This is a genomic window from Amycolatopsis dendrobii (assembly GCF_014145675.1).
GTDB lineage: Bacteria > Actinomycetota > Actinomycetes > Mycobacteriales > Pseudonocardiaceae > Amycolatopsis > Amycolatopsis dendrobii.
On the sequence record NZ_JACGZW010000001.1, the window covers coordinates 607,364 to 634,018 of the forward strand.

Annotated in this window: 25 protein-coding genes; 15 read left to right on the forward strand and 10 right to left on the reverse strand. The window is 69.6% G+C overall.

Annotated features, from left to right (window positions below; all coding sequences use genetic code 11):
- Positions 1-73: 73 nt before the first annotated feature.
- A complete protein-coding gene (locus H4281_RS46740; RefSeq protein ID WP_182889251.1) occupies positions 74-478 on the forward strand; it encodes a peptidase inhibitor family I36 protein in 405 nt (134 codons plus the stop codon).
- A gap of 767 nt (positions 479-1,245) precedes the next feature.
- On the opposite strand, the gene H4281_RS02725 is transcribed toward H4281_RS46740, so the two are convergent.
- The 3 genes from H4281_RS02725 to H4281_RS02735 form a co-directional block, all read right to left on the reverse strand.
- Positions 1,246-1,740, reverse strand: coding sequence for an SRPBCC family protein (locus tag H4281_RS02725; protein WP_182889253.1), 495 nt, complete (start codon positions 1,738-1,740; stop codon positions 1,246-1,248).
- Positions 1,741-2,163: 423 nt separating this feature from the next.
- Positions 2,164-2,982: a pentapeptide repeat-containing protein gene (locus H4281_RS02730; RefSeq protein ID WP_182889254.1), complete on the reverse strand. Its 819-nt coding sequence runs from the start codon at positions 2,980-2,982 to the stop codon at positions 2,164-2,166.
- A 46-nt stretch (positions 2,983-3,028) separates the two neighbouring features.
- Complete coding sequence (locus H4281_RS02735; RefSeq protein WP_182889255.1) at positions 3,029-3,445, reverse strand: hypothetical protein; 417 nt, start codon at positions 3,443-3,445, stop codon at positions 3,029-3,031.
- An 86-nt stretch (positions 3,446-3,531) separates the two neighbouring features.
- On the opposite strand from H4281_RS02735, the gene H4281_RS02740 reads away from it, so the two are divergent.
- The 4 genes from H4281_RS02740 (at position 3,532) to H4281_RS45120 (ending at position 6,551) form a co-directional block, all read left to right on the forward strand.
- Complete coding sequence (locus tag H4281_RS02740; RefSeq protein WP_220506596.1) at positions 3,532-4,704, forward strand: sensor histidine kinase; 1,173 nt, start codon at positions 3,532-3,534, stop codon at positions 4,702-4,704.
- Positions 4,701-5,306 (forward strand): response regulator transcription factor, encoded by a 606-nt coding sequence (locus H4281_RS02745; protein WP_182889257.1) that lies wholly within the window; start codon positions 4,701-4,703, stop codon positions 5,304-5,306. Before H4281_RS02740 ends, H4281_RS02745 begins: the two co-directional genes overlap by 4 nt.
- A 575-nt stretch (positions 5,307-5,881) precedes the next feature.
- The gene (locus tag H4281_RS45115; RefSeq protein ID WP_237599888.1) at positions 5,882-6,211 is read left to right on the forward strand and encodes an alpha/beta fold hydrolase; all 330 of its coding nucleotides are present in this window, start codon (positions 5,882-5,884) and stop codon (positions 6,209-6,211) included.
- The gene (locus tag H4281_RS45120; protein ID WP_220506597.1) at positions 6,189-6,551 is read left to right on the forward strand and encodes an alpha/beta fold hydrolase; all 363 of its coding nucleotides are present in this window, start codon (positions 6,189-6,191) and stop codon (positions 6,549-6,551) included. Before H4281_RS45115 ends, H4281_RS45120 begins: the two co-directional genes overlap by 23 nt.
- Positions 6,552-6,823: 272 nt before the next feature.
- Here the strand turns inward: H4281_RS45120 and H4281_RS02755 are convergent, their stop codons facing one another.
- Both H4281_RS02755 and H4281_RS02760 read right to left on the reverse strand, forming a co-directional pair.
- Entirely contained in the window at positions 6,824-7,498 is a 675-nt protein-coding gene (locus H4281_RS02755) for a nitroreductase (protein WP_182889258.1), read from the reverse strand.
- A 37-nt stretch (positions 7,499-7,535) separates the two neighbouring features.
- Positions 7,536-8,606, reverse strand: a complete 1,071-nt coding sequence (locus H4281_RS02760; RefSeq protein ID WP_182889259.1) for a LuxR C-terminal-related transcriptional regulator — start codon at positions 8,604-8,606, stop codon at positions 7,536-7,538.
- A 213-nt stretch (positions 8,607-8,819) separates the two neighbouring features.
- Here H4281_RS02760 and H4281_RS02765 point away from each other — a divergent pair, with 213 nt between their 5' ends.
- The 6 genes from H4281_RS02765 to H4281_RS02790 are packed head-to-tail and all read left to right on the forward strand — an operon-like array spanning position 8,820 to position 16,731.
- Positions 8,820-9,803, forward strand: a complete 984-nt coding sequence (locus tag H4281_RS02765; protein ID WP_182889260.1) for an ABC transporter permease — start codon at positions 8,820-8,822, stop codon at positions 9,801-9,803.
- A 36-nt stretch (positions 9,804-9,839) separates the two neighbouring features.
- A complete protein-coding gene (locus H4281_RS02770) occupies positions 9,840-10,916 on the forward strand; it encodes a sugar ABC transporter substrate-binding protein (protein WP_182889261.1) in 1,077 nt (358 codons plus the stop codon).
- A 16-nt stretch (positions 10,917-10,932) separates the two neighbouring features.
- On the forward strand, positions 10,933-13,125 hold the full coding sequence (locus H4281_RS02775; protein WP_182889262.1) for an ABC transporter permease: 2,193 nt from the start codon (positions 10,933-10,935) through the stop codon (positions 13,123-13,125).
- Positions 13,122-14,180, forward strand: a complete 1,059-nt coding sequence (locus tag H4281_RS02780; RefSeq protein ID WP_182889263.1) for a hypothetical protein — start codon at positions 13,122-13,124, stop codon at positions 14,178-14,180. Before H4281_RS02775 ends, H4281_RS02780 begins: the two co-directional genes overlap by 4 nt.
- Complete coding sequence (locus tag H4281_RS02785) at positions 14,177-15,664, forward strand: sugar ABC transporter ATP-binding protein (RefSeq protein WP_182889264.1); 1,488 nt, start codon at positions 14,177-14,179, stop codon at positions 15,662-15,664. Before H4281_RS02780 ends, H4281_RS02785 begins: the two co-directional genes overlap by 4 nt.
- A 17-nt stretch (positions 15,665-15,681) precedes the next feature.
- A complete protein-coding gene (locus tag H4281_RS02790) occupies positions 15,682-16,731 on the forward strand; it encodes a zinc-dependent alcohol dehydrogenase family protein (RefSeq protein WP_182889265.1) in 1,050 nt (349 codons plus the stop codon).
- Between the two features lie 61 nt (positions 16,732-16,792).
- Here the strand turns inward: H4281_RS02790 and H4281_RS02795 are convergent, their stop codons facing one another.
- Both H4281_RS02795 and H4281_RS02800 read right to left on the reverse strand, forming a co-directional pair.
- On the reverse strand, positions 16,793-18,187 hold the full coding sequence (locus H4281_RS02795) for an MmgE/PrpD family protein (protein WP_182889266.1): 1,395 nt from the start codon (positions 18,185-18,187) through the stop codon (positions 16,793-16,795).
- Positions 18,188-18,199: 12 nt separating this feature from the next.
- A complete protein-coding gene (locus H4281_RS02800; protein WP_182889267.1) occupies positions 18,200-19,663 on the reverse strand; it encodes an aldehyde dehydrogenase in 1,464 nt (487 codons plus the stop codon).
- Positions 19,664-19,825: 162 nt separating this feature from the next.
- Between H4281_RS02800 and H4281_RS02805 the strand changes: the two genes are divergently transcribed.
- Entirely contained in the window at positions 19,826-20,995 is a 1,170-nt protein-coding gene (locus tag H4281_RS02805; protein WP_182889268.1) for a CaiB/BaiF CoA transferase family protein, read from the forward strand.
- Positions 20,996-21,015: 20 nt separating this feature from the next.
- Positions 21,016-21,909: an HpcH/HpaI aldolase/citrate lyase family protein gene (locus H4281_RS02810; RefSeq protein ID WP_182889269.1), complete on the forward strand. Its 894-nt coding sequence runs from the start codon at positions 21,016-21,018 to the stop codon at positions 21,907-21,909.
- 140 nt (positions 21,910-22,049) lie between these two features.
- On the opposite strand, the gene H4281_RS02815 is transcribed toward H4281_RS02810, so the two are convergent.
- Both H4281_RS02815 and H4281_RS02820 read right to left on the reverse strand, forming a co-directional pair.
- Positions 22,050-22,745, reverse strand: coding sequence for a GntR family transcriptional regulator (locus H4281_RS02815; RefSeq protein WP_220506598.1), 696 nt, complete (start codon positions 22,743-22,745; stop codon positions 22,050-22,052).
- 79 nt (positions 22,746-22,824) lie between these two features.
- Positions 22,825-23,655 carry a thioesterase family protein gene (locus H4281_RS02820; protein ID WP_246411372.1) on the reverse strand — a complete coding sequence of 277 codons (831 nt, stop codon included), beginning with the start codon at positions 23,653-23,655 and terminating at the stop codon, positions 22,825-22,827.
- Positions 23,656-23,818: 163 nt separating this feature from the next.
- On the opposite strand from H4281_RS02820, the gene H4281_RS02825 reads away from it, so the two are divergent.
- Positions 23,819-24,970 carry a CaiB/BaiF CoA transferase family protein gene (locus tag H4281_RS02825; protein WP_182889271.1) on the forward strand — a complete coding sequence of 384 codons (1,152 nt, stop codon included), beginning with the start codon at positions 23,819-23,821 and terminating at the stop codon, positions 24,968-24,970.
- A gap of 16 nt (positions 24,971-24,986) precedes the next feature.
- Here H4281_RS02825 and H4281_RS02830 read toward each other — a convergent pair whose 3' ends face one another.
- Positions 24,987-25,973, reverse strand: a complete 987-nt coding sequence (locus tag H4281_RS02830) for an AraC family transcriptional regulator (protein ID WP_182889272.1) — start codon at positions 25,971-25,973, stop codon at positions 24,987-24,989.
- A 199-nt stretch (positions 25,974-26,172) separates the two neighbouring features.
- Here H4281_RS02830 and H4281_RS02835 point away from each other — a divergent pair, with 199 nt between their 5' ends.
- Positions 26,173-26,649 (forward strand): MaoC family dehydratase, encoded by a 477-nt coding sequence (locus tag H4281_RS02835; RefSeq protein WP_182889273.1) that lies wholly within the window; start codon positions 26,173-26,175, stop codon positions 26,647-26,649.
- Positions 26,650-26,655: the final 6 nt, after the last annotated feature.

The following is a 26,655-nucleotide window of genomic DNA, read 5'->3' on the forward strand; positions in this document are numbered from 1 at the left end:
CGGGGAGACGTCGGGAGACGCCCTGGCCTGTGGGGTAAATCGATGTTCATTGTCCAGAATCGAGGGATCTGTCATGAAATCACGATTTGGCACGGCGACAGCACGTCCGCAGCGTGGCTCCGGCGCTCAACGGCTCCGGCGAATCTCCGCAGCAGTGGCTGCCGCGGCCGTCGGGCTGCTCGCTCTCGTCGGCCCCGCCGCCGCAGCACCCCAGGCGGCCCCAGCCATCATCCCTTGTCCCTACACCAACTTTTGCATCTACAGTAACCCGGGCTACACCGGAACAATGTACAAACTGCACGACTGCCATGATTACCCAGTGGCCTTCTCCGGTATCGGATCTTGGTCCAACAACCAGACGCGCGGGACCCGGGCGGTCTTCAGCAACGGCGACGGGTCCAAATATATAACGTACCCTGCACCAAGCTCTTACCCGCGCTTCGACTGGACACCGGTCGCCGACATAAAACCCTGCTGAAGTCCCGCGTAACACACGTCAACCACGAATGAAGGTGCCTGATCCTGTCGCGAGATGACAGGATCAGGCATTTCCTGCGGAGTGTTGAGGAGTGGATCGGCGAAACGGTCGCGCGGAGCTTGCGCGGTTCTCAGCACGAGGTTCAGAGAAATGTCAGCTTCAGGGGCATGGGCCGCAGTCTGCATCCCCTTCGACTAATTTCTTTCGCTCCGGACATCGCGCGGGTCCAGCCTCGCTCCGCGACTGTTCCGTTCACCACCCGCCGGGGCATGCTCGTGGGGCGAAGACGTTCTTTTGAGGCCAGGGTGCCCGCGGTACTGGTCCACGAGTTGCACCCCAGTACGCGAGCGGCGATTGAACCGTCCTTCGCACTGGCACCGCCCGCCGACAGCGACGAGTCGGTGGAGCACCTGGGCAGCAGCATCGACATTTTCGAGCTGTACACCCGGAACACAACGCCGGGCGCGATGCTCGGGGCGCCCATGGTCACCTTCCCGCTGGCCATCCCCGCGGAAGGTCTTCCGGTCGGGCTGACCGTCCAAGGAGCACGGTTCGACGACCGCCGGGCACTGCGCCTCGCCGAACGCATGGCGGAAACGGTGGCGAACACCGACGACCCGACCGGTTGGACGCGTCCGGCCTTGCCGGGTCGCGACGGCGTGCGAGCTGGCGGCCGCGGAACTGTCAGCTCAGGCTGTGATCTGCTCACGGTCAGGTTCCACCGGCGAGCCTGTCGACGACCCGGCACGGCAACGAGCGTATCCGCTTCAGTTCCGTGCGGCATCCCGTTGCGTCGCAGCGCGGAACCGGCCGAGATAGAGCGGCCAGCCTGAACCGGAGCCGAGGCTCGTGAAGCTCTCCCAGCCTTCGCCGTGCCGGTCGAGGTGGCGGTGTTCGAGCGCGACGCGGGTGCGCTCGCCGTCCTCGGCGGTGAATCGGATCTCCACCTCGCTGGTGCGACCGGGATCGGGCTCCAACTGCCAGCGCGGGCTGATGTCCCAGCTGAGGACCAGCCGGTCTGCGGGCTCGTAGGCGAGCACCCGTGCCCAAGTGCACCGGCTGCCGTCGGTCCCGACGTCGTACACCGTGCCGCCGGCCGCGGGTTCCAGCACAGTCCGTTCGATCGGCACCGGGAGGAGGTTGTGTTCACGAGGCTTGACTTCGTCGAACCGCTCGGTGAAGAAGAGGAAGGCGCGCTCGCGGGGAACGTCGACAACGATGTCGACGTGCAAGGCGGTCGGGTCTTGAGGCGTGGTGCTCATCGGATGGTGTCCTTTCCGAAGGGGTCGAGTTTCCCGGTGGACGCGGACGGTCGTCTGCTCGTTGGTGCGTTGACAAATGGATGACGAACGGATCGGCCGCAACTTGACAGGGCCTGCGGGAAATTGTCCCGATTCTGCCCGCGCCTCGTGTGCTTCGGCAGTTTCGCGAGCGCGCTCGGCATCCAGCCACCGACTTGAAACTCCGACGCTCCGCTGCGCGGGAAATCCGTAAGGGTTGAACTGCACTGAACCATTACCGCACGATGGCGGGCATGGAAGAGAACCGTTGCCCCCGTTGTGGCTGGCCGCTGGCCGAACTGCCCGCCTCCGCTATCGTTTCCGCATCGGCGGGCAGCCGGGCCGACTATGTGCGTTGTGTGTGCGGCAGCTGGATCGCCCGGCTCGGCGGGGTCGTCGTCGGGTCTACCCGGCCGCGCTGACCAGCCAGTGCGAGGGGCGAGTCAGCCGCGACGGGAGCTTGGTCGAAGCGTCGCCGCGGGCGGCGTTCACTTGGGACTGGGTAAGGAAAATGCTGTCGGTGAGGTCCGCCCCGCGGATGTCGGCGTCGCGCAGGTCCGCACCGATCAGGTCGGCGCGGCGCAGGTCCGCGCCCCGGAGGTTGGCCGCGATGAGGTAGGCGCCGCGCAGGTTCGTGCTGCGGAGGTCCGCGCCGGCGAGTTTCGCGCCGATCAGGTCGGCGCCGCGGCGGTCCTTCTTGCGCCCGGCTCCGGTGCGCACCAGTTCGCTGGTGCGCACCAGCAGCGGATTCACCTGGGCCCGACGGGCGTCGACGTCGATGGCGAGCACTGCGTCCGCGTCTCCTGCGGTGATCTGTTCGAGTTCGGCGATCTCGGTGTCCAGGTCCGCGTGGATTTCGCGGGTCGCGGCCAGCGAGCGCGCCTCGGTGAGGTACCAGAGCAGTTCGTGCAAATGCCGCATCACCGGGAGCGCGGCGAACATCCGCTCGCGGGTCTCCGGGGCCTCGCGCCAGCTCCGGCCGCCGAAGGTCACTTGCGACAGCTGCTGTCCGGCGCCGAAGCAGTCGTACCCGGTGCAGCCCGCGAAACCCCTGGGGCGCAACCGGTCGTGGATGCCGCAGCGGAAGTCGGACCGCAGGTTCGGGCACGGGTCGCCCGCCCGCTTGTCGATGGCGAAATCAGCTGATTTGGTGAACGTGAGCGCCACGCAGCAGAGGGCGAAACAGCTCGAGCAGTCAGCGGTCAGGGTACGGCGGTCGGGCAAGGTCTCTCCAGCGAAGGCGGGCGAACCCGTCCAGCGTAGTCGCCGCTCAACTGCCCGCGACGACCACGACGCGTCGGCGGCGCGAGCGCATCGCCAGCGCCGTGAGCACGAAGACCTGCAACGCGGGTTTGACGCCGGACAAGTCAGCGGTGCCCGCGGCGACAGTGCCGACAGTGTTCCCGGCCTCGTCGACCTGCGCGTGGTCACGACGGCCGGTCCTCCGGAAGCGCAGCTCCGAGCCGCCACTCTCGACGCTCCAGGTGCGCGTGCCCGGCCGGTGAGTGCTCGCGAGCACCGACCCGTCCGCCGTCAGCAGCTGGTAGGTGCGGAATCGGCGACGAATCCGGTAGCTGGTGCCGTCCAGCCGGAACTGCCCTCCGGAGCGGCCTTCGACCACGGTGAGCAGGCGGCCGTCGCTGGTGATCTCGTACCTGGTCAAGCCCGATTTCTCGATGCGCAGCATGGAGCCACTCCAGCATCGCCGCGCCCGAACCGCCCGTGCCGTTTGTCATGGGTGATCACCGGTGAGCCGGCCGTACCATGATCGACATGCGCGAACCCGATCCGGACCGGTTCTCGGCCCGCCAGTGGCCGGACTGGAGCTTCTGGACGGACCCGCGCGGCGGTGGGTCCGGCGTGCACCGCGGCCGCGTCCGGTCGGTGGTCGTGAACGGCCTGATGATGGGCTTCCTGGCCACCTGGGTCATCGCCATCGCGGACGGACGGTACGGCCCGGTGCGCACCGGGCTCGTCTTCGGCTTCCTCGGCTGCTACGCCGTCGCGTACCTGCTGGTCCTGTGGTTCGGCCCGCTCGCACTGCGGCGGCAGCGGATCGCGATGGTCGCGGCGATGTTCGCGCTCGGCGCCACGCCCGCGCTGATCCTCGGCTCCCCGGCCTACCTGACCGGACTCACCTACGCCATCGCGACCGGCCTCATGCTGTTGCCGCTGCGGATTTCCCTGCTCCTCGGCGTCGGCGCGGCCGTCGCCCAGATCGCGTGGATGATCGTCAGGGACGGCGTCGTCGCCTGGGGCCAGGTCCTCACCCTGGTGGCCGTCACCGCGATTCTCGGCATCGTCTACGCGCTGACGTTCACCATCGGCCACCTCCGGCTCGCCCGCGAGCAGATCCGGCGGATGGCGGTGGACCAGGAACGGCAGCGCGTCGCCCGCGACCTGCACGACGTCCTCGGCCACAGCCTCTCCACGATGACCCTGAAACTCGGCCTGACCCGGCGGATCCTCGAGACTTCGGACAACACCGACGCGGCGCTCGCCGAGATCCGCGACCTGGACGACCTCTGCCGGGAAGCCCTCTCCGACGTCCGCGCGACCGTGTCCGACTACCGCACGGTGTCGTTCGCGACCGAAGTCGCCGGTGCCCGGATGGCGTTGCGCGCCGCCGGAGTCCACGCCGAACTGCCCGCCGCGGCCGATGCCGTGGCTCCCGAACTGCAAGGCGTTTTCGGTTACGTAGTAAGAGAAGCCGTGACCAACGTGCTCCGCCATTCCGACGCGCAGCGCTGCGTCGTCCGCGTCGGCCGCGACTGGCTGGAGGTGGCCGACGACGGCACCGTTCCGGCGGAGATCGTGCCCGGACACGGTCTCACCGGCCTCGCCGAGCGGATGTCAGCGGTGTCCGGCTCGCTCGAACACGGGCGCGGCCCGCACGGCGGCTTCCGGGTGCTGGCGCGCGGCCCGGCGACAGGAGGTGCCGCGTGATCCGGGTCCTGCTGGCCGACGACCAGGCGCTCGTTCGCGGCGCGCTGGCTTCGTTGCTGCGCATGGAGTCCGACCTCGAGGTGGTCGCGGAGGTGGGTTCCGGCCCCGAGGTCCTGCCCGCCGCGCAACGGACCGCCCCGGACATCGCGCTCGTCGACGTCCAGATGCCCGGCCGGGACGGCCTCGCCGTGACCGCCGAACTGCGGCACGCGCTGCCGGACTGCCGCGTGCTGATCTGCACCACCTTCAGCCGCCCTGGCTACCTGTCGCGCGCGATGTCCGCGGGCGCGGCCGGGTTCGTGGTGAAGGATTCGCGCCCGGAACAGCTGATCAACGCGATCCGGCGGGTCCACGCGGGGCTGCGGTTCGTGGACCCGGCGCTCGCCGCCGAATCGCTGGCCAGCGGCGCGAGCCCGCTCACCGACCGCGAGGCGGACGTCCTGCGCGCCGCGGCCGAAGGCGGAACGGTCGCGGACATGGCGCTGGCGCTGGGCCTCTCGGCGGGAACGGTGCGCAACCACCTGTCGTCCGCGATAGGGAAGACGCAGGCCCGCACGCGCGCGGAGGCGGTCAGGGTCGCCGAGACGAGCGGGTGGCTGTAGCGCTCGGGACGTGGCGAGTCCGTGGAGAACCAGGCGGACCATCGACCGCGAGCCGTTGATCTTCCGGAATGCCCGTCCGCCGCGTGACCGGCTCTCGTCGATGCCGCCCCATCCGCATGCGGGGCCGGCCATGCGGTGTGCCGGGCCGGCCATCGATCGTGAGTTCGGCCAGTCTTGACGTATTCCCATATGGGCATATGGTTGCGGTGTGGCGCGAGCGGCATCGACAACGGACGCGTTCAACGCGGTGGCGGGTTCTGCGGGAGGCGGGGGTGGTGCAGGTGCGTGGTGACGGGCGGCAGCGGCTGTACCGGGCGTGGACGACGCCGGAGCTGGTCGCAAAGTTCTGAAGCGGTCAGCGCGGCACCGGACGGTGCTATGCGCTGGCGGTCCTGACCAGGGCGAACAGGCCCGTTGCGGGTCCGCCATGCCATTGAGGAGGATGGGATGCATCGGGTAACGTCGAAAGACGGCACGTCGATCGCGGATGACCGGTCAGGGGAAGGTCCGGCGGTGATCCTGGTGGGCGGCGGCATCGTCGACCGGTCGGAGAACGCCCCGCCAAGCATTTCACCGTGTACAACTACGACCGTCGGGGCCGCGGCGGCAGCGCAGACACCATGCCCTACGCGCTGCAACGCGAATTCGAGGATCTCGCGGCCTTGATCGACGAAGCCGGCGGCACGGCGTACCTCTACGGCGTCTCCTCCGGTGCGGCGCTTGCCCTGGAGGCCGCCGCCGCGGGTCTGCCGATCGCCAAGGCCGTCTACGAGGTGCCCTACGACGTGTCCGAGGGTGCCAAGCAGCGGCACCTCGAGTACACCGAGAAGGTGCAGTCGCTGCTGGCCGACGACCGCCGGGACGACGCCATGCGGGTTGTTCATGCGGTTGGCCGGCGCGCCTGAGGAGGCCATCGCGCGGGCGCACAACTCGCCGATGTGGGCCGGTTCGATCGCCCTCGCGCACACCCTGGCCTACGACGCGGTATGTCTCGGCGACGGCACCCCGCCGACCAAGCGGCTGGCCGCCATCAGGCAGCCGGTGCTGATGGCCACCGGCGGCACTGCCGACGACACGATGACCGGGCTGGGCAACGGATTCTTCGACACGGCCGCGGTCACGGCCGCCATCCCAGGGGTCGAGCGGGCGGTCATTCCGAACCAGGGGCACGTCGCCGACCCGGAGGCTGTCGTCCCGGTCATCACCCGCTTCTTCAACGGCAAGGACAGCAACGAACTTGGTTGAGAAACCGGCGATCTCACGTGAGAAGTGACAAAAGCGCAGCCCTTCCGGGTAGCTGTGGTGTGCGGCCTCGCTGCGGCAACTCGCAACGCCCGGCTCCGCCGACGTACGTGAGGAAACCCTCATTGTCTCTGATTCTGTCAGGGTTCCGCTTACCTACGGTGCTCACCGGCGGGCATCGGCCGGGTGCGGCTTCATCCGCGCCTCGCCAGGCACCCGCAAGGCGCTCCTGAGAAAACTCACTGGGACGCTTGGCTTTGGCGCGGTCGGCTGACTCATTCGTCGGCCCAGGTCACCACTTCGTCCAGGCCGGCCCGGGCGGTGCGGTAACTGTTCGTCGGATGGTCCTCGTCGGCGTAGCCGAACGAGATGCCCAGCAGGATTTTCCGGTCTTCCGGGATGTCGAAGTGCTTGCGGATCAACGTCGCGTGCCCGGCGAGGGCGGCCTGCGGGATCGCGCCCAGCCCCAGGCTTCGCGCCGCCAAAAGGAAAGTTCCCACGTACAGTCCGCTGTCGACGGCGCCGTACAGGTCGTGCACGGCGTCCGTCGTGACGATCGCGACGTGCGGCGCACCGAAGAAGCGGAAGTTCTCGAAGGCCTGTCGCGCCGAGGCTTCCCGGTCGCCGCGTTCGATGCCGACGGCCTCGTACAGCTGCCAGCCGCTCGCCCGGCGACGGTCGCGGTACACGCCGCGGTATTCGGCGGGCGGGGCGAAATCGAACTCCGCCGGGTGGTCGCGCGCCCAGTCGGCCATCGCTTCGCGGAAACGCTCGGTGCCCGCTCCGCTGGTGACGATCACCTGCCAGGGCTGGGTGTTGCACCAGGACGGGGTCCGCTGCGCGAGCTTCAGCAGCCGTTCGATGACCGGCTTCGGCACCTGCCGGTCGTGGTAGGCGCGACAGCTCCACCGGGTGGCAAGGAGGTCTTCGAGGGCTTCGTCGGAGGTCATGCCTTTAGTATAAAATATATTAGCGAGTCGCCGTGGCTCAGTTCCGCAGCCAGTACGCCACCGCCTCCGCGCGGTTCGCCGCGTCGAGCTTGCGCAGGATGTGCGTGATGTGGGTCTTCACCGTGCCCTCGGAGATCGAAAGCTTGCGGGCGATCGCCCGGTTCGCGTCTCCGCGCGCCATCAGCTCGATCACCTCGACCTCGCGGACCGACAGCAGCGGATGCCGCGTCAGGGCCGGCTCGCGCGGGGGAGCGATGCGCACGTCGGCGGCGAGGCGGGTCATCCCTTCCTGGAGCGAGGCCAGTCCTTCGAGGACGGATACCCGGGCCAGCGTCTCGCTCACGCCCTCCGCGTAGAGGTTCAACACGGCCCGGTCGCTGGCGTCGACCTCGCGGCGGGGCGAGTAGTAGCTGTCCGCGTGCAGCAGCCCGACGACTTTCCCGTACGCCTGCAACGGCGCGATGGCGTAGGACGTGCAGCCCGACAGCGAGACGAGCTGGCGGTTCACGCGCGGGTTCTCCTGCACGTCGTACACCAGGCCCGCGCGCGCCTGCCGCACGACGTCGGATTCGACCAGCGAGCCGTCCAGCCGCGGCGGGGCTTCGCGGCCGGCGGCGAGCATTTCCTCGGCCAGCCGGGGATCCTGCTCGATCACCATCTTCCGCAGTACCCAGGTCGCATCGTCCACAGTGGAGACAAGCACCCGGTCGAACCCGATCGTGCAGGCCTCCTCGGCGGCGCGGGTGAGGAGTTCTTCGGCGGTCGAGGAGTCGTGCAGGCGGGTCAGCGCGCGGCGGACGCGGCGCATCGTCGAGACCCCGTCGGCGACTCTGGCATCGTCCACCCGGGACTCCAGTTCGCGGACCCTGGTCAGCAGCGCGGTCAGCCGGGGAAGGCGATCCGGCCCCGGGGTCGCGCCGAGCTGCGCCATCGTGGCGTCCCAGACCTGCCCGAGCAGGCGTTTCGCGGGCAGCACCTCGGCGCAGCGGCCGACCGGCAGCAGCCGGTCGAGCACGGCGCAGGCGTCGAGCCCCAGCTCGCGGACCTGATCGGCCAGCTCCGCGCTCAGCCGGACACTGTCGAGCCGCGGGAAACCGGTCGTGCTCATGGGCAGCCCCTCGGGAACGTTCGCAAGGGAAATTTTGCACATTATATACCGGCGGTGCCTGCCGGGCCACTCCTCGCATCGGCCGTACGGGGTAGCGGAATACGACCGGCGGCAGATGCGGCACCCGGGTGACGGCCGACACACTGGCCGCGCTGTCCCACCCATCGAACCGGGAATCCCATGACTACCGCAACAGTGGCAACGAAGCCACGCGTGCCGCTCCGGGCACGCCTCGGCGGCTTCGACCAGACCTACCTGGTACTCGTCATCACCGTGCTGCTCGCCCTCGTGGCGGGAGCGACCACGACGAATTTCCTCACCGCAGGCAATTTCGGCAGCATCCTCAACCTGTCCGCCGCGTTCGGCATCCTCGCGATCGGCGAGGCGATCGTCATCCTCGGCAAGGGGCTGGACCTGTCGGTGGCCGGCATCGGGCTCGGCTGTGCGCAGGCGACGCTCGCGTTCATCAGCGAGGGCATGCCGGAATGGCAGGCGATCGCGCTGATGGCCGGTCTCGCGCTGGCGATCGGGCTGGTCAACGGCATCCTCGTCGCCGTCTTCGAGGTGCCCGCGCTGTTCGTGACGCTGGCGACCGGCATGCTGGCGATCGGCGGGATCGACATCCTGTTCCTCAGCCAGAACGTCTACGGGGTGCCCGCCGGGTCGTTCCTGTCGCACCTGAGCGGGGGCGGGGTGTTCGGCGTGCCGAGGCCGGTGCTCATCGCCGGCGGCGCGTTCCTGCTCGCCTGGCTGTTCATCGCCTACACCTCGCCCGGGCGGCTGGTCCGCGCGATGGGCGACAACTTCGAGACCGCCCGCTCGACCGGCGCGCCGGTGCGGCCGCTGCAGATCCTCACCTACGTGCTGTCCGCGCTGCTCGCCGCGGTGGCCGGGTTCGTGACGGTGTCGATCCAGGGCAGCGTGCAGACGACCGTGACGTCGTTCGACCCGATCCTGTTCACCGCGCTGACGGTGGTGGTGATCGGCGGCGTCTCGCTGTCCGGCGGGCGCGGCACGATTCTGGGCGTCCTCGCCGGCGCGCTGTTCGTGGGCGTGCTCAACAACCTGCTGGTGCTGCACGGGCTGAGCACCGCCGTGCAGGACCTCATCCGCGGCGCGGTGCTGGCCGCCGCGATCGCGTTCGACGCGTGGCTGCATCCGCGCAACGAGGAAACCGAGAAATCCGGGGAACTGTGACCGGCAACGACGCCGGGGAACGGAAGTAGGAAGCACATGAAGATCACCAGGAAGCTGTCCGTGCTCGCCGCGACGGCGGCGCTGGGCGCCGCGGGGCTGTCCGCGTGCTCGGTCGGCGGCGGGTCCTCGGACTCGGCCGCGGCCGCGACGAACGCGGTGTTCAGCGGCAACGAGCAGCTGATGCCGATGCGGCAGAAGTCGCACGACGCGTTGAAGGGCAAGAAGATCGCCTTCGTCCCGATTCTCTACAAGGGCTACAAGCTCACCGAGAACTGGGGCACCACGATGCAGCGCACCTTCGACAACCTGGGTGCGGACTTCAAGGTCTACGACTCGAACTTCAGCAGCGACCGGATGATCAACACGATCAACGACCTCATCGCGCGCAAGGCCGCCGACGTGCTCGTGCTGCAGAACCAGGACCTCGGGCTGCTCGACAACGCGGTGGACCGCGCGCAGAAGGCCGGGATCTACACCGTCATGCTGAACATGCCCTCCACCCGGCTCGGGGACGCGTTCGTCGGCGTCGACGTCTACGGCGCGGCCCAGTCGATCGCCAAGCGCGCGGTCTCGGACTGCAACTCCCGCAACGCCCCCAAGACCATCTCCATCATCGACGGCCCCGGCAACGACCCGGCCTCGATCCTGTGGGACCAGGGCATCAAGGACGTCGTGGAGAAGGAGGGCTACCACACCCTCGTCGCGCACTCGCAGTTCCAGAACGCGCAGGCGCAGGCCGCCGCCGAGTCGGTGCTGCAACAGCAGCAGGGCAAGGTGTGCGGCTTCATGGTCACCTTCGACCTGAACTCGGTCACCGTCGGGCAGACCGTCAAGGCCGCCGAAGGGCGCGGCCAGATCGTTCCGGGTTCGGTCGGCGTCTACACGCTCGACGCGGACAAGGACTGGTGCAACGCGCTCAAGCAGGGCGTGGTGACCGCCTCGGCCGCCTACGACGTCCAAGGCATCGGGGCAGCCGGTGCGGTCGCGGTGCAGAACCTGCTCACCAACGGGGTCAAGCCGGGCGCCTCGCATTCGGTCGCGTACGTGTCGAGCACGGTCGTGGACAAGTCGAACATCGACCAGACCACCATCGCCTGCTACCAGAGCAAGTGAGCGAGGACGAGGCCTGATGACAACGTCGTCTCCGATGCGCCGCAGCGGTTTCCGTCCGCTGCGGCGCGGGCTGGACGCCTTCGGCATGACCGGAGGCCGTCCCACGGAAAGAATCGCCCGCTACCGCACCGTCTCGGATCTGTTCGAGAAGCGGTGGATGGAAGGCGCGGTGCCGCTGGTGCTCGCGCTCGCGCTGTGCGTCTACGTGATCGCCACGACCAACGTCGGGCCTGCCAACGCGCCGCTGGTGCTCGACGAGGTGTCCGAGTACGGGCTGCTCGCGATCGGGCTGACCGTGGTGCTGGTGGGCGGCGGCATCGACCTGTCGGTGGGGTCGATCGTCGGCTTCTGCGGGCTCGGCGCGATGGTCGCGGACCGGGTGTGGCTGTGGCCGACGGCCCTGGTCGTTCCGGCCGCGATCGTCGCGGGCGCGGTGCTCGGGGCGGTGAACGGGTACCTCATCGCGATCCTGCGGATGCGCCCGTTCATCACCACCCTGGTCACATTGATCGCCTTCGGCGGCGCGGCTTCGGTGCTGCAGAACGCGAACAGCACGCAGATCGGCGTCACGAAACCGTCGCTCGTCTGGGACTTCTTCAACGACGGCCGGATTCTGGGCATCCCGACCGCGTGGTTCCTCTTCGCGGTGGTGCTGATCGTCGTGCACCTGGCGCTCACCCGGTCCCGCTGGGGCTGGTGGGTCACCGCGACCGGCTCGGACCGCCGCTCGGCGCGGCGCAACGGCATTCCGGTCACCGCCGTGACGTTCTGGACCTACGTGCTGTCCGGCGCGCTTTCCGGAACAGCCGCGATCCTCACGTCGGCGCGACTGGCCCGGACCGACCCGAACGTCGGCAACAGCTGGGAGATCATCGCACTGACCGCGGTGGTGCTCGGCGGCGTCAGCATCAAGGGCGGCCGCGGTTCGGTGCTGCGCGCGGCGGTCGGCGTGGCGGTGGTGACGATCATCGAGCAGGCGACCGTCTCGGACGGCGCGCAAGGCTCGTACTACACCGTCATCCTCGCCGCCGTGCTGCTCGTGTTCACCGTGCTGGACCTCAAATGGGGCAAGTACCGGCAGCGCGCGGTGGAGAAGCTGAAGATCGACCCGGCCCGGCTCAGCCTCGGTCCGCTGGTCGACGTCACGCGACCGGGCACCGTCTGGTCGCTCAATCGTCGGCTCACCGACGCGCCGCCGGTCGGGCTCGGCAAGATCCGCGGCGCGGAGGACTGCGCGGTGGACGGCGAAGGCAACGTGTACTGCGGCGACCAGCGCGGCTGGGTGTGGCGGTTCCGCGGCCTGGACGACACCGAGGGCGAGATTTTCTCGCGCACCGGCGGATTCCCGTGCGGACACGCGTGGGACGCCGAAGGCCGCCTGGTCGTCGCGGTCGGCGGCATGGGCATCTACCGCATCGGCGCCGACGGCGAACCCGAACTGGTCGCGAACAAGGTCAAGCGCAGCCCGCTGTCGCTGATCGACGATTCGGGACTGCGGGCGATCGACGACCTGGACATCGCGCCGGACGGCTCGATCTACGCCTCGGACTTCTCCACCCGCACGAACACCGCGGACTTCCTGCTTGAGCTGGTGGAATTCCGGCCGAACGGCCGGGTGATCCGGGTGACGCCCGAGGGCAAGACCGAGGTCGTGGTGTCGAACTACGTCTTCCCGAACGGCATCTGCACCGCGCACGACGGCGAGTCGATCCTGATCGCCAGCACCGGGCTGTGCCGCGTCGACCGGCTCTGGATCGCCGGGCCGAAGAAGGGGCAGCTGGAACCGGTGCTGGAGAACCTGCCCGGCTATCCGGACAACATCAACCGGTCCTCCGACGGCAACTACTGGATGCCGTTGTGCGCCATGCGGACGCAGATGTCCGACCTGCTCGGCCGCTACCCGGCGGTGCGGCGGCGGATGACCCGCGAGGCGGCGGTCGACAACTGGGTGGTGCCGCAGCTCAACACCTCCTGCGCGATCAAGTTCAGCGACCGCGGCGAGATCCTCGCCGTGCTGTGGGACGAGACGATGGAGAACTACCCGATGGTGACCGCGGTGAAGGAACGCGACGGGCACCTGTACCTGTGCGGCGTCAGCAACAACCGGATCGGCAAGCTCGAACTCGACCCGAGCGAGGTCGGCGACCTCGACCCGGCCGCCGTGCCGGGTACCGCCGGGGTCCGCGAGGCCGCGGAGGCGCTGCGATGAGCCCGGTACTCGACACCGTCAAGGAATGGATCAATCCGAACTGGGGCCGCGCCCGGACGGTGCCCCCGATGGACACCGGACTGCGGCCGAACCTTCGGCTCGACGGCGCGGCGGAGCTGCTGCCGGCGGGCGAGTACGAGCCGGACGACGTGGTCGTGACCGCCACGGGGTTGGTGTTCAGCAGCGGTAATCAGGTCTTCTCGGTGCGTGAGGACGAGGTGGCGCGGCTGGCTTCGTTCGGCAGCCCGGTGACGGCGCTGACCGTGCGAGACGAGCAGATCGTCGTGGCAGTCGAAGGACGTGGCCTGGTCTCGGTGGCGCGCTCGGGCGAAACCGAGGATCTGTGTACGGACGCACCGGTCACCGCCTGCGTGACTGCGCTCGCTACGGACGGCTCCGCGCTGCTGGCGACTGTCGGCTCGACCAAAGTCGCGGAGTGGCCCCGTGCACTGGTCACCGGCGACCGGTCCGGACTGCTCGTACGGGTCGACGGCGCGCAGGCCGAAGTGGTCGCGGAGCGCCTCGCGTGGCCGTCGGGCGTCGGCATCGCCGAGGACGAAGTGCTCCTGTCACTGAGCCTGGACCATCGCGTGGAAGCGCGATCCGCGCCGGGCAAGCGAGGCCGGGCGCTGGGCTCGAACCTGCCCGTCTATCCGGGACGGGTGCACGTGGGCGGGGACGGCTGGTGGTTCGCCGCGCCCTACATTCGCAACCGGGTGACCGAGCTGCTGCTCGACGAACCCGCGCTGCTGGCCGAGATGACCGAGAAGATCAGCCCGGACGAATGGTTCGTGCCGCGGCTGCGGGCGGGCGACCCGTTCACCGACACGATGCAAATGGGCCAGCTGCGCGTGCTCGGCGTCGTCAAGAGCTGGGCTCCGGCCCGGTCCTGCGGGCTGGTGTTCCGGATGGACCCGACCGGCCGCGTCGCCGAGAGCGCGCACGCGAGGGTCGACAGCCCCCGGCACGGGGTCACGGGCCTGACTGTCCACAACGGACATGTGGTCGCGGCGGCGCGCGGCGGCCGGAACCTGCTGCGGCTGGAGGACGCATGAGCACGGTGTTGCGGCTGACGAACATCAGCAAGCGCTACAGCGGAACGTACGCGCTCGACGGCGTGGACTTCGACGTGCGGCCGGGCGAAATCCACGCCCTGCTCGGCGAGAACGGCGCCGGGAAGTCCACCATGGTCAAGATCGTCTCGGGAGCGGTCGCGCACGATTCGGGCACGCTGGAGGTCGACGGGGTCGCGCGGGCGTTCACCACGCCGCGTGAATCGGTCGAGGCCGGGGTGGCGATGGTGTACCAGGAGGGCTCGCTGGTCGAGTCGATGACCGTCGCGCAGAACCTGTTCATGGGCGACGAGAAGGTGTTCAACAATCTCGGGCACCTGAACGTCGTCGCGCGCGAACTGCTGGAATCGCACAACTTCCACATCCGCCCGGACGTCGCCGCGGGCGCGCTGGGCGTCGGGCAGAAGCAGATGGTGGAGATCGCCCGCGCGGTGCACCGCAACGCGAAGCTGGTGATCCTGGACGAGCCGACGTCGTCGGTGACCCCGGAGGAACGGCTGCAGCTGTTCCTGTCGATGCAGCGGCTGAAAAAGCGCGGCATCGGCGTCATTTTCATCACGCACATGCTGGACGAGGCGTTCGAGCAGGCGGACCGGATCACCGTGCTGCGCGACGGCGTGGTCCAAGGGACGCTGGCGCGGCCGGAGTTCAGCCGCGACCGCGTGGTCAAGATGATGGTCGGCCGCACTGTCGAGATGGGCCGGGTGGAGCCGAACCGCGCGCCCGAGCCGACGCCGACGCTGCAGGTCGAGGACGTGACGTTGCTGCCGGTGGTGCGGAACATGGCGTTTTCCGCCTACGCCGGGGAAATCGTCGGAATCTACGGGCTGGTCGGCGCGGGGCGCAGCGAGACCGCGATGATCGTCAGCGGGATCATGAAACGGCGGCGGCTGCGCGGCGGCCGGGTGCGGCTCAACGGGGAGCCGGTGCGGTTCCGCACGCCCCGGCAAGCCCGCAAGGCCGGGATCGTGTACATCACCGAGGACCGCAAGGCCTCCGGCTTCTTCAGCCACCTCACCATCGCCGACAACATCTACCTCGGGCACCTCTGCAGCGCGCGCCGGCTGCCGTTCTTCTTCCGGCCCGGTTCGCGCAAGTCGGTCGCGAAACGGTTCGTCGAACAGTTCCAGGTCCGGACGCTGCGGCCGACCAAGGCGACCGTCGAGGAGCTGAGCGGCGGGAACCAGCAGAAGATCGTGCTGGCCAAGGGCCTGACCCGGAAACCTCTCGTGGCGATCATCGACGAGCCCACCCGGGGCGTGGACCTCGGCACGATCCCGGAGATCCACGCGATGATCCGGGCACTGGCCGACGACGGGGTCGCGGTCGTGGTGATCTCGTCGTACCTGCCGGAGATCCAGGCGCTGTCCGACCGCGTCCTGGTGGCGCGCGCGGGCAGCATCGCCGCGGAGTTCTCGCCGGAGGAAGCCGACGAGGAAAGCCTGATGTTCGCCGCAGTGCACTGAAAAGGACGGAAAAACTCATGCGCGGAGTCATTTTCAAGGGCGACCGGGTGCTCGAAATCCAGGAGTTCGCCGACCCCGAACCGGGGCCGGACGAGGTGGTGCTGGAGATGAAGGCGTCCGGCATGTGCGGCAGCGACCTGCACTTCTACCGGGCGCCGGCCGGACAGGCGCTGGCCGCGTTCGGGATGACCGGCGACGACGCCGGGTTCATCGGCGGGCACGAGCCGTGCGGCATCGTCGCCGCGCTCGGCACGGCGGTCGACCCCCGGGCGGTGCGGGTGGGGGACCGGATGATGGTCCACCACTACGACGGCTGCGGGTTCTGCGACCTGTGCCGGACCGGCTGGCCGCAGATGTGCGAACGCGGCAACGTCATCTACGGCGCGACCGCGCACGGCGGCCACGCGGATTACCTCAAGGTGCCCGCGCGGACGCTCGTGCCGTTGCCGGACGAGCTGAGTTTCGCCGCCGGGGCCGCGATTTCGTGCGGCACCGGCACCGCCTACGGCGCGCTGACCCGGCTTGACGTCAACGCGCGCGACACGCTGGCAGTCTTCGGCCAAGGCCCGGTCGGTCAGGCCGCGGTGCAGCTCGCCGCGGCGATGGGCGCCGAGGTGATCGCGGTGGACATCGCCGCGGAACGCGTGGCGCGGGCGAAGGACTTCGGTGCGGCGCACGCGATCGACTCGACGTCGGTCGATCCGGTCGAAGCGATCCGGGAACTGACCGGCGGCAAGGGCGTGACCAAGGCGCTCGACTGCTCCGGCGCTCCGCCCGCCCGGGCCGCGGCCGTGAAGTCGGCGGCGAAGTGGGGCTCGGTGGCGTTTGTCGGCGAGGGTTCGACGGTGACGCTCGACGTCAGCCCGGACCTGATCCGCAAGCAGCTGACGGTGGTCGGCTCGTACACGTTCTCGCCGGTCGGCCAGGCGGATTGCGCCCGGTTCATCGCCCGGCACGGGGTCGAGGCGGACCGGGTCTTCACCGACCGCTGGCGGCTGGACGACGCGGTCGAGGCCTACACGGCGTTCGACAAGCAGACCGGCGGCAAGGCAGTCATCGAGTTCTGATTCGCGGCAGCGGAAAAGCGCCGACGGGATCTTCCGGACCCGTCGGCGCTTTTTCGTCGGTTCAGACCCGCAGCAGCTTGGCGAACTCGGCGGCCGGCTGGTCGAGATCGCCGTCCTTGATCGCGCGCAGCAGCTCGGCGCGCCGGTCCTCGGTGAGCGCGGAGGACAGCACGTCGTGGAACTTCGCGTCCAGATCCGCCTGCGACATCGGGTTTTCCGCGGTGCCGATCGGGTTGTCCACGAACAGGTGCTCGGTCCGGCCGTCCTGATAGGTCACCGTCAGGTCCGCGACCCAGCGTCCGGGGTACTGCTCGTCGAGGTCCGGCCGCACCTCGATCTTCACCTTCCTGGCCAGCGCGGCGACGTCGCTGTCCTCGCCGAGGTCCAGCTGCCCGGCCAGATAAGCCTGATGCGTCGAGAACCCGTTGCCGCGGCCCAGCATCGACAGCGCGAACTGGAACGGCAGGCTGTACTGGAGGTGTTCGATGATCTTCGGCGCGTACGCGTTGCGGTTCTGGTTGCCGATCACCACGTCGCCGCCGGTCTGGATGCCCAGCAGCACCGATTCGACCTGATCCGGCTTCCCGGTCAGCTGCCGCGCGCCGTCGATGTAGGCGTGGTTGATCCCGCAGCAGCAGTAGGGCTTGAGCCAGATGCGGGAGATCTCGAAGGTCTGGCCGAGCCCGAACGCACCGGCTGCTTCGTCGCCGACTTCCCGCCCCGCGAACGCCCGGAAGAAGCCCTTGCCGCCGGTCAAGAACGTGGTCGGGCCGGTGATGCCCGCACCGGCGAGTTCCGCGGCGCGGATGCCGCCCCGGGTCCCGATGCCGGAGTGCACGCGCTTGATCGAGCCACCGCCGGAGGTGTACTCGGTGGTCCCCGAGGCGTGGCTGAGCGCGATCGAGAGCGCGTGCCCGGTGGTCTCCAGGTCGAATCCGCGCAGTTTGGCGACCACCGCGGCGGCGCCGAAGGTCGAGAGCAGCCCGTGCGGATGGAACCCGCGCACGAGGAGGTCCGGGTTTGCCAGCGTGCCGATCCGGGTGTAGACCTCGTATCCCGCGACGACGGCGGTCAGCACGTCGCGCATGTCCGCGCCGAGTTCTTCGCCGACGGCCAGCGCCGCGGAGACCACGCAGCTGCCCGGGTGCGCGGAGCTGGCGCGGTGCGCGTCGTCGTATTCGAAGCCGTGGCCGAAGGTCGCGTTGACGAACGCCGCGTCGGCCGCGCTCATCGCGTCGCCGCTCGCGACGACGTGCGCCGTGCCGGGGGCGTGGGACGCGCGGGTCACGTCGAGCACGGCTTGGCTCCACGGCAATGCCGCACTGCCCACCTGCAAGGCGAGCTGGTCCTGCAGCAGCCGGCGGGCCCCGGCGAGGGCTTCGGCCGGGATCGCGTCGAAGGTCAGGTCGGTCACGAGCCGGGCGGCGGCTTCTTCGACGGGGGAGAAGGTGCTCACAGAAATTGCCTTTCAGGAGAGGGGCAGGCCGTAGGACTTGAGCTCGACGTAGGCGTCGAAGCCCTCGGGGCCCGCCTCGCGGCCGATGCCGCTGTTCTTGAAGCCGCCGATCGGCGCGGTGAAACCGACCGGGTTGCCGTTGACCTCGACCGTGCCGGTGCGGATGTGCCGGGCCACGGCCAGCGCGTGTTCGGGATCGGCGGAGAACACCGACCCGTTGAGGCCGTAGTCGGAGTTGTTGGCGATGGCGATCGCCTCGTCCTCGGTGTCGAAGGTGTGCACGGTGAGCACCGGGCCGAAGATCTCCTCCTGGGCGATCTTCGCGTCCGGGTCGACGTCGGCGAAAACGGTGGGGGAGACGTACCAGCCGCGCTCCAGCCCGTCCGGCCGGCCGCCGCCGACGAGCAGCGACGCGCCGGAGGCTTTGCCGTCGGCCAGATAGCCCTCGACGCGGGTGCGCTGGGCCGCGCTGGCGAGCGGGCCGATCTCGGTCGCCGGGTCGAACGGATCGCCGACCGGCATCGACCCGATCAAGTCGATCAGCCGGTCGTGCAGTTCGTCCCGGCGCGAGCGAGCGACGACGATCCGCGTCTTGTTGCTGCACACCTGGCCGGTGTTGCGCAGCGACACGGCGCGCACCGCGGCGATCGCGGCGTCCAGGTCGGCGTCGTCGAGCAGTACCGCCGCGGACTTGCCGCCGAGTTCGAGCGTGCAGCGCCGCAGGTCTTCCCCGCACAGCGCGCCGATCCGGCGTCCGGCCGCGGTGGAACCGGTGAACGACACCTTGTCCACGCCGCGGTGCCGGACCAGGTACTCGCTGACTTCCCGCCCCGCCGGAACGATGTTGACCACCCCGTCGGGCAGCCCGCTCTTTTCCAGCAGGTGGCCCAGCAGATACGCGTCGAGCGGGGTTTCCGGGGACGGTTTGAGCACCATCGTGCAGCCGGCCAGCAGCGCGGGGGCCAGCTTGATCATCGTGATCAGCAGCGGCGCGTTCCACGGCACGATCGCGGCGACCACGCCGACCGGCTCGCGCGTGACGAGGGCGTGCCCGGTCGCCGACCGCCGGGTGTCCTGCCACGGGTAGTCCGGCGCGAGGCCGAGGAACGCGTCGAGCAGCAGCCGGGGGCCGATCGCCTGCATCTTGGTCGAGAGCGTGATCGGGCAGCCCATCTCGGCGCTCACCAGGTGCGCGATGTCGGTTTCGTGCTCGGCGAGCGCGGCGCTGAGCTTGCGCAGGACCGCGATCCGTTCTTCGAGCGGCATCCGGGGCCAGGGACCGCGGTCGAACGCGTCCCGCGCGGCGGCGACGGCGGTGTCGATGTCCGCCTCGGCGCCCTGTGCGACCCGGGCCACCACCTCCTCGGTCGAAGGCGAGATCACCTCCAAGACCTGGCCGGACGCGGGCGTGGCCCACCTGCCGCCGAGGAAGAGCTTGTCGTAGTGGCCTTGCCACAGCGGGAGTTGCGCGGGCATCAGGGCACGCTCCTAGGTTGTCCGGGGAAGCCTCAATCAAGCATACGTAATATAAAATATCTAGACCAGGCTTCGATGGGCTCCGCTCGCCGGGTTGACGAGACGTCCGCCAGATAATATAAAATATTATCTAAGCCACCCCCTGGAGCGAAGGCGGGCGACATGCAGCACAAGCCACTCGACGGCATCCGGATCCTGGAGATCGGGGGCTACATCTCGCTCCCGTTCGGGACCTCGATGCTGTGCGGCCTCGGCGCGGAGGTCGTGAAGGTGGAGAAGCCGGTCTTCGGCGAGGACTTCCGGCGGCGGATGAACGAGGAGAGCCCGTACTTCCGCCAGTACAACGCGGGCAAGCGCAGCCTGTCGGTCGACCTCAAGACGGCCGAGGGGGTCGATCTGGTCAAGGCGCTGGTGCCCCGTTTCGACGTGGTGCTGGAGAACCTCCGCCCGGGCAAACTGGCCGCGATGGGCCTCGGCCCGGAGGAATGCCGGGCGCTGCGGCCGGACCTGGTCTACGGCTCGGTCACCGGATTCGGCTCCACCGGGCCGCTGGCCGACCGGCCCGCCTACGACACGATCGGGCACGCGTTCGGCGGGCTGTACTCGCTGTTCGGCGACGAAGGGCGGCCGCAGCTGGCGGGCGGGCTGAGCGCGGACCTGGTCACCGGGCTGACGACGGCGGCGGGCGTGCTGGCCGCGCTCGTCGGACGGCTCAAGACCGGCCAGCCGCAGCGGGTGGAGACCTCGATCATGGAAGCGGTCAGCGTCCTCACCGCCGACGGCATCACCCAGGCCTTCGAGCTCGGCCACGATCCCAGCCGCACCAGCAGGCATCCGCAGGCGCAGAACTTCTGCGTGCCGACCTCGACCGGCGAGTATCTCGCGGTGCACTTGTCGTCGTCGCAGAAATTCTGGCAATCGCTGTGCCGCGCGCTGGAGCGCACGGATCTGCTGGAGGATCCGCGTTTCGCCGAATACCGGCCGCGCGAGGCGAACTACTTCGAGCTGGTGCCGATCGTCGAGGCGGAGTTCGCGCGCAAGCCCAAGGAGCACTGGGAGCGCGTGCTGACCGAGCACGACGTGCCGTTCGCTCCGGTGCTGTCCATGACCGGCTACCTCGGCCATCCGCAGATGCGGCACCTGGAGATCGCCGACCACCAGCCGGACGGCCTCGCGCTGCTCCGCCCGCCGTGGACGTTCGACGGTGCGCGCCCGGACCGCTCTCCTGTCGCGCCGAAGGTGGGCGCCGACTCCCGTGCGGTCGCCAGCGAGGTGCTGGCGGCCGAAGACGTCGAAAAGCTGTTCGCGACCGGCGTCCTGTACGAATCCTGACCGATCACTGGAGAACTTCGATGAAGCCGTACCGTTCCATGCTCTTCGTGCCCGGCCACAAGGCGTCGTGGGCCGACAAGGGTCTCGCGTCCGGCGCCGACGCGCTGATCCTCGACCTCGAGGACTCCGTGCCGGCGGCGAACAAGGACGAGGCGCGCCCGGTCGTCGCCGAGACGATCGACCGGCTGCACGCCCAGGGCGTGCGCGCCGACCTCTGGGTGCGGCCGAACGCGTCGGTCAGCGGTCTGCAGGGCGCGGATCTGGAAGCGGTCGTCCGGCCGGGGCTGGCCGGGCTGTTCCTGCCGAAGGTGTTCGACGCCGAGGAACTGGTGCGGATCGACGCGGTCGTTTCGCACCTGGAGGCGCGCGAGGGTCTGCCCGCCGGGAGCGTCGGGCTGATCGTGAGCTATGAGACCGCGGCGTCGATGGCGCACTGCGAGGAGATCGCGGCCGCGACCCCGCGAGTGTCCAGCCTGCTCGGCGCGACCGGCCCGAGCGCCGACGTCGGCCGCGAAGTGGGCTTCGAGTTCACCCCGGCCGGGCTGGAGACGCTGTACCTGCGCAGCCGGATCGTGCTCGCCGCCCGCGCGGCCGGGCTGCACCATCCGGTGGCCGGGGTCTGGCAGGACATCCGCGACCTGGACGGCGCCCGTCAGTTCTGCCTGGACAACAAGCAGCTGGGCTACCGCGGCATGGTGTGCATCCACCCGTCGCACGTGGCGATCGCCAACGAGGTGTTCACGCCGACGCCGGAGGCGGTCGACCACGCCCGGCGGCTGATCGAGGCGTTCGGCAAGGCGGAGGCGGCGGGCAGCGCCGCGGTGGACTTCGAGGGCCAGCACATCGACATCGCGCACGTGAAGACGGCGGAGGGGATCGTCGCGCAGGCGGAGGCGATCGCGGCCAACGCCTGATCGAGCAGCCGCGCCGGCTGGTTCTTGTGGTACGTGAGGAGAGCCCTGAGGGAATCGGATTCCCTCAGGGCTCTCCTCACGGACATCTCGCTCGTGGGCGCAAGCCCGTCGTGCGGAACCCGGCGCCGTCCTGTGTGGACTTATTCCGCCTCGTCGGCCCAGAGGCCGCGTTCCTCGAGGATCCGCACGACGTTGTCGGCGCCGTCGAGGATGTGCCGTTCGGCGATCGTGCGCGCCTTGCGGACGTGCCGCCCGCGCAACGCCTGCAGCAGCTCCGCGTGGTCGTCGAGGGTGTGCTTCACGTGGCCTTCGATCGAGGCGTAGAAGCGGTTCGGCAGGTGCTTGACCACGGAGCTGAGCAGCAGCGTCAGCCGGTGGGAGTCGGCGGCCAGGTTGAGCTGGCGGTGGAACTCGTGGCCGAGCCGGGTGATGGCGTCCTGGTCGCCGGTGCCGGCGGCCTTCGCGAAGTTCTCGTTGATCGCTTCGAGGCGGTCGAGCTGCTCGGGCGTGATCTTCTTCGCCGCCCGCGCGGCCAGCTCGGCGGAGAACTGGGCCTGCGCCCAGAACAGGTCGCGCACGTCCTGGCGCGACACCGGCGCCACGACGAACCCGCGGCGCGGCACGAGTTCCACGAAGCCCTCGCTGCGCAAGGAGAGCAGGCCTTCGCGCACCGGCGTGTTGCTCACCCCGACCGCCTCGGCGATCGGCTCGGTGCGGAGGAACTCGCCCGGTTTGACATCCCCGGACATGATCAGTTCCCGGACGTAGGTCGCGACTTCCTCCGGCAGCTGCTGGCGGCGGTCGCCGCCGCGCAGCCGGGTCAGCTCGTCGGCCACGGGCCACCTCCCCAATGCCTCGAAGCAGCTTCGAGGACCTGTAGTTCAGCAAAGAACATGATATATGAACGGCGGGTGATTATGGCACGGCCGGCAGGCTCGACGGCGCACCGACCTGCCGGGGATCGACCGGCGCGGCGGCGAGCAGCGCGGTCCCGCTGACCGTGCCGAGCGGTCCGCTGCGGTCGAATACCGTCGCGGTGGCGACCGACACGCCGTCGTGTTCGACGCGATGGCCGGCGGTGAGGCCCAGTTCGAGGTCGTCCGCGGGCACCCGGCCGAGGGTGAGCGTAAGGTCCGCGTTGATGAATTCCAGTCCGGTATCGCCCCAGTTGGTCACGAGGTTCACCAGGTCGGCGGCGGTGGCCGCGTGCTGGAACGGCGTGGGCCGTTCTCCGCGCACGATCTCTTGCGGGAACACCCACAGCGTCTTGCGCGCGGAGTTCTGGTGCTGCTCGGGCGAGCCGGTCCAGCCGACGCCCTCGCTGTAGAACACACGCGGCTCCTCCGTCGCGGGACGCAGGTCCGGCGGCGGCGTTCGCGGGCGCTCCGGCTGGGCCCAGACGGTGCCGGTGCTGGGGGAGCCGGCGGCGAGGAACAATCCGGACGCCTTGCCGACGAGGACCTCTCCCTGCCAGAGCGTCGCTTCGACGAGGCAAAGCCGACGTCCGCGGCGGACGAATTCCGCGCGCGCGACGGACGGGACGAATCCGGCCGGGCGCAACAGGTCGACCGTCCACCGGGCAGGACGGAACAGGCCCGGGCCGACGGCGTGCTCGGCGGCCCGGGCGAGCGCGCCGCTGGTCGCCATCCCGCGCAGCTGATTGCCGCCGCCCCAGCTGGCGCGTGCTTCGGGCAGCGGATGCAGCAGTTCGCTGCCGGAGCCCGGTTCTGCGGTGAAGAAGGCCATGGTCACCTAGCAAATATAACATTTTATATGTAATGCTGTGAACAGTGCTGGATGCGCGGACCCGGCGTCCCGCCGGGTTCGTCCCGCGACCTGGTTCACTCTTGCCGCAGCCGATAAATAATACATAATATGCAATCATGAGATGGATCCCCGAGGAGTGCCGATGACGACCGAGACGACCCCGCCCGGACCGCTGGCCGGGGTGCGTGCGGTGGCGCTCGCCGGGATGGGGCCGACGCCGTTCGCCAGCATGCTGCTGGCCGACCTCGGCGCGGAGGTCATCCGGGTGGCGCGGCCGGCGAACAAGCGGGGCCGCGCGCTCGGGCAGACCGAGGGCATGGCCGCCGAGCACGATCTCGCCAACCGGGGGGTCAGCACGGTCCAGGCCGACCTCAAATCGCCGGCGGGCGTGCGGGCGGTACGGCGGCTCACCGAAGCGGCCGACGTGTTCATCGAGGGGTACCGGCCCGGCGTCGCGGAGCGCCTCGGGCTGGGGCCGGAGGTCCTGCTGGCCGGGAACCCCGCGCTGGTGTACGCGCGGCTGACCGGGTACGGCCAGTCCGGTCCGCTCGCGCAGCAGGCAGGCCACGACATCAACTATGTCGCCCAGACCGGCGCGCTGCACGCGATGGCCCGGAAAGGGGAGGCGCCGCGGCCGCCGGTCAACCTGCTCGGCGACTACGCGGGCGGAGCGCTCGTGGCCGCCTTCGGCATCGTGAGCGCACTGCTCGAAGCACGGTCGTCGGGCCGCGGCCAGGTGCTCGACGCGGCGATGATCGACGGCGTCGCCTTGCTGACCGCCAAACTTCAGGGCCTGCGCGCGGCCGGTCGCTACTCCGACGAACCCGGCACGAACTATCTCGACTCGGGTGCGCCGTTCTACGACACCTATCGCTGCGCCGACGGCCGGTATGTCGCGGTCGGCGCGCTGGAGCCCGATTTCTACCGCGAGTTCGTCTCCCGGCTCGGCGTCGACCTGACCGGGTGGCCGGACCAGGACGACCGCGCGGCGTGGCCCCGGCTGCGCTCGCTCATCGCGGCCGCTTTCGCGGCAAAAGACCGGGACGAATGGGCCCGGATCTACGCGGGGACCGATGCGTGCGTGACGCCGGTGCTCACGTTCGACGAGGCGGCCGGGCATCCGCACAACGCCGAGCGGGCGGTGTTCGGCCGGGTCGGCGGCGTGCTGCACCCGCGGCCTGCCCCGCGGTTCAGCCGTACTCCGGCGCGCGAGCCGTCCGCGCCGGACGCCGCGGTGCTGGATTTGGACCGCTTGCTGACCGCGTGGACGCAGCCGCGGGAACAGTCGGCCTGACCCCGGAGACCGCCCGTCAGCCGCGCGGGCGGGCGGTCTCCGACGGCAGCATCCCGAACCGCTCGCGATACTGCTGCGCGAACCGGCCGGGGTGATAGAACCCCCAGCGCGCCGCGACGTCGGTGACCGAATCCGCCGCGCCGGACAGCAACTCCCGGTGCACCCGGTCCAGCCGGACCGCGCGAAGGTAGGCCATCGGGGACTTGCCGACCGCCTCCTGGAAGCCCGCCTGCAGCGCGCGGGGGCTGATGGCGGCCATGGCGGCCAGGTCCGCGGTGGTGAGGGTCTTCTCGGGATTCCGGTCGAGATAGTCGACGATTTCCCGGATGCGCGATCCCCGGGTGTGGGCGGGGCGGCTGTGCAGCCGCGCGCTGAGGCTGCTGGGCACGGTCATGAGCAGCTGGGTCATCAGCGCGGACTCGAACTCGTGGCACGCGGCGGGAACGGTGGCGAGTCCGCCGTCGCGGCTCAGTTCGGCGTAAAGGAAGCTCACTGTCGCGAGGAACGCCTGCGCGGTGCTCGACCGGAGCGAGAACGTGAGGTCGAAGTCGATCTCCTCGCGGACCGCGTGCCCGGTCAGTTTCGCCGCGTGCGCCTCGAGCAGGTCTTTCGGCAGCTTGACGTGGTACTGCCACGAATCCGCGCTCCACTGCACCAGCACGGGGGACTGCGGCACGAAGGTCACTCCCGCCTCGCCCGCCGCGAACGTGCGGCGCGCGCCGTGCTGCTCCACCGTGCTGGTGCCGGTGGCGGGGAGGTTTACGTGGTAGCACAGCCGCATCGGCGGACCGACGATCGTGGTGTCCGCGCCGTAGCCCATCCGCCCGATCGTGAGGTGCGCCGAGGGCGCGAGGTCGAGCCGGAATCGCATGCCGGCGCGGTCGGAGACGCGCACGTCATGGCTCGCGAACGTGCGCGTCACCTGCTCCCGCGCGGTCTCGAGGTCAGCGGTGCGGAAACGGACCGGCCCGGGCGGCGCGGCGGGCGGTGAGCGATCGGGCATCTGTGCCTCCTCGGATTGTCCCAGCCGAGCGTCAAGAATATATGATATGCACAACCCGGCTAGACGGTGACCGGTCAAGAGTATATTTTATATTTGTTGCGTGCGAGGCGGCCGCGGAGGCGCGGGCCTGCCCGGACCGCAGCAGCCGAGACGATCGATCAGGAGCCGCGCCGAGCGCGCGGCGGGGAGAGGACACCGGATGGCAGGCCTGTACTTCGAGGAATTCGAACCGGGGATGGTCATCGACCACCCGACCCGCCGCACCGTCACCGAGGCGGACAACACGCTGTTCAGCGTCATGACGCTGAACCTGGCTCCGCTGCACCTCGACGCGGAGTACAGCAAGGACACCATTTACGGCCAGCGGCTGGTGAACAGCCTGTTCATTCTCGGCCTGGTCTCCGGGGTGACGGTGCCGGAGACGACCCAGGGGACCACGCTGGGGAACCTGGGCTTCGAGAAGATCACCTTCCCCAAGCCGGTGTTCCACGGCGACACGATCCACGTGCGCACCGAAATCGTCAGCAAGCGCGAGTCCAAGAGCCGCGGCGATTCCGGCATCGTGATGTTCCGCCACCTCGGCATCAACCAGCGCGACGAGATCGTGTGCGACGCCCTGCGCGCGGGCCTGATGCTGAAGCGGTCCGCCGCCGAGGCGTCCGCCGCGCGAAGCTGAACGGAA

Excerpts from the sequence above, each read along its gene's own strand:
- H4281_RS02740 (WP_220506596.1), top strand. The coding sequence starts at position 3,532 with ATGCGCGAACCCGATCCGGACCGGTTCTCGGCCCGCCAGTGGCCGGAC.
- H4281_RS02785 (WP_182889264.1), top strand. The coding sequence starts at position 14,177 with ATGAGCACGGTGTTGCGGCTGACGAACATCAGCAAGCGCTACAGCGGA.
- H4281_RS02760 (WP_182889259.1), bottom strand. The coding sequence starts at position 8,606 with ATGAGCACGACCGGTTTCCCGCGGCTCGACAGTGTCCGGCTGAGCGCG.
- H4281_RS02800 (WP_182889267.1), bottom strand. The coding sequence starts at position 19,663 with ATGCCCGCGCAACTCCCGCTGTGGCAAGGCCACTACGACAAGCTCTTC.
- H4281_RS02780 (WP_182889263.1), top strand. The coding sequence starts at position 13,122 with ATGAGCCCGGTACTCGACACCGTCAAGGAATGGATCAATCCGAACTGG.
- H4281_RS45120 (WP_220506597.1), top strand. The coding sequence starts at position 6,189 with ATGCGGTTGGCCGGCGCGCCTGAGGAGGCCATCGCGCGGGCGCACAAC.
- H4281_RS02830 (WP_182889272.1), bottom strand. The coding sequence starts at position 25,973 with ATGCCCGATCGCTCACCGCCCGCCGCGCCGCCCGGGCCGGTCCGTTTC.
- H4281_RS02770 (WP_182889261.1), top strand. The coding sequence starts at position 9,840 with ATGAAGATCACCAGGAAGCTGTCCGTGCTCGCCGCGACGGCGGCGCTG.
- H4281_RS02755 (WP_182889258.1), bottom strand. The coding sequence starts at position 7,498 with ATGACCTCCGACGAAGCCCTCGAAGACCTCCTTGCCACCCGGTGGAGC.
- H4281_RS02735 (WP_182889255.1), bottom strand. The coding sequence starts at position 3,445 with ATGCTGCGCATCGAGAAATCGGGCTTGACCAGGTACGAGATCACCAGC.
- H4281_RS02805 (WP_182889268.1), top strand. The coding sequence starts at position 19,826 with ATGCAGCACAAGCCACTCGACGGCATCCGGATCCTGGAGATCGGGGGC.
- H4281_RS02835 (WP_182889273.1), top strand. The coding sequence starts at position 26,173 with ATGGCAGGCCTGTACTTCGAGGAATTCGAACCGGGGATGGTCATCGAC.
- H4281_RS02725 (WP_182889253.1), bottom strand. The coding sequence starts at position 1,740 with ATGAGCACCACGCCTCAAGACCCGACCGCCTTGCACGTCGACATCGTT.
- H4281_RS02790 (WP_182889265.1), top strand. The coding sequence starts at position 15,682 with ATGCGCGGAGTCATTTTCAAGGGCGACCGGGTGCTCGAAATCCAGGAG.
- H4281_RS02775 (WP_182889262.1), top strand. The coding sequence starts at position 10,933 with ATGACAACGTCGTCTCCGATGCGCCGCAGCGGTTTCCGTCCGCTGCGG.
- H4281_RS02810 (WP_182889269.1), top strand. The coding sequence starts at position 21,016 with ATGAAGCCGTACCGTTCCATGCTCTTCGTGCCCGGCCACAAGGCGTCG.
- H4281_RS02820 (WP_246411372.1), bottom strand. The coding sequence starts at position 23,655 with ATGGCCTTCTTCACCGCAGAACCGGGCTCCGGCAGCGAACTGCTGCAT.
- H4281_RS02825 (WP_182889271.1), top strand. The coding sequence starts at position 23,819 with ATGACGACCGAGACGACCCCGCCCGGACCGCTGGCCGGGGTGCGTGCG.
- H4281_RS46740 (WP_182889251.1), top strand. The coding sequence starts at position 74 with ATGAAATCACGATTTGGCACGGCGACAGCACGTCCGCAGCGTGGCTCC.